The 1527-nt window shown below is 68.7% G+C and carries 1 protein-coding gene; it reads right to left on the bottom strand.

The annotated features are described in order from the left end of the window. Nucleotides 1–161 precede the first annotated feature (161 nt). A partial coding sequence (locus AB0I54_RS48125; protein WP_363302751.1) for a glycoside hydrolase family 2 TIM barrel-domain containing protein occupies nt 162–1527 on the bottom strand: 1366 nt, incomplete at its 5' end.

Genomic DNA, 1527 nt, shown 5'->3' with positions numbered 1-1527 from the left:
CGGTTCTCGGCGAGCCGCAGCTCACCTGGGGCGACTGACTGGCCGGACGCCGAGTGCGGCCCGCCCGTCGCTGTGACGACGGGCGGACCGCACCCTTTCCATGGGTCAGCACACGACCTTCGGCGCAGCGCGGGGAGGCGATCGCCGAGTTCCGGGGGATGTCAGGCGCACCCGGCCGGGGTCGCCCGTGAGGCGTCGGAGATCAGTGCCTGCTGGGCCGCCTTGACCCGCTTGACGTCGGGCTTGACCACCGTGCGGTCGTACGTCAGCAGGCCGTTGAGCTCGCCCTCGACGTCCGAGATCTGGGTGTAGACGGCGCCGTTGCCGCCCTTGCAGGCCAGCGCGTGGACCTCGGTGAGCTTGGCCAGGTAGTCGTCCGTGTAGTTCGAGGGATCGACGTCCACGTACGACTGCTGCACCGACCAGGCGTGCCCGGGCACCGCGAGCCCCAGACCGCCGTACTCACCGCTGACCAGGGCGCGTTGACCGTCCGGGTTCGGTGGCAGGGCGGGGCTGGGGTAGCCGTGCTCGTCCAGGATGTCGCCGGTGCCGCCGTCGGCCCCGAGGTTGATCCCGGACATGGAGTTGACCAGCCGGGTCGGGTCCCAGGACTTGGCCTGGTCGGCGATGCGGGCCATGTCGTACTGGCCCCAGCCTTCGTTGAAGGTGACCCACATGACGACCGCCGGGCTGCTGATGTGCTCGTCGATCATCTGCTTCATCTCGCGCTCGTACTCGGTGCGGGCCGCGGTGGACGGGTTCACGCCGGCCGTCATTGCCGGCATGTCCTGCCACACCATCAGACCCAGCCGGTCCGCCCAGTAGAACCAGCGGTCGGGCTCGACCTTGATGTGCTTGCGCACCGAGTTGAAGCCCATGTTCTTGTGCATCTTCAGGTCGTAGGCGAGGGCCTCGTCGGTCGGGGCCGTGTAGAGGCCGTCCGGCCAGAAGCCCTGGTCGAGGGTGGCCATCATGAAGATCGGCTTGCCGTTCAGGACGGTGCGCGGAACGCCGTCGATCTTCTCGACCTTGATGGAGCGCATGCCGAAGTAGCTGCCGACATGGTCGGCCCCGACGGTGACCTTGAGGTCGTAGAGGAAGGGATCGTCGGGCGACCACAGGTGCGGGTTGCGGATGCGCAGGGTCAGAGGCTGCCCGCTGCGGCCGGTGACCGTGGCGACCTTGCGCTTGCCGTCGTAGGCCGTGGCCGTGACCGGCAGGCCGTCGCGGACGCCCTGCGGTTCGACGGTGAGCGTGCTTGCGTCCACATTCGGGGTCAGCTTGAGCTGATCGACGTGGTCGGCCGCGACCGGCTCCATCCACACGGTCTGCCAGATGCCCGAGGTCGGCGTGTACCAGATGCCGCTGGGGTCCAGGCGCTGCTTGCCGATCGGCGGGTTCTCGCCGTTCGCCCCGTCGGTGGGGTCGTAGACGCCGACGATCAGCTCCTGGGTGCGGCCGGGCTTCAGCGCGTCGGTGACATCGGCGCTGAACTTGTCGTAGCCGCCCTGGTGTTCGGTGACCTTG

Source organism: Streptomyces sp. NPDC050625, assembly GCF_040654755.1.
Classification (GTDB): Bacteria; Actinomycetota; Actinomycetes; order Streptomycetales; family Streptomycetaceae; genus Streptomyces.
The sequence above is the reverse complement of the archived record's forward strand: the minus strand, read 5'-3'. Positions and strand labels throughout refer to the sequence as shown.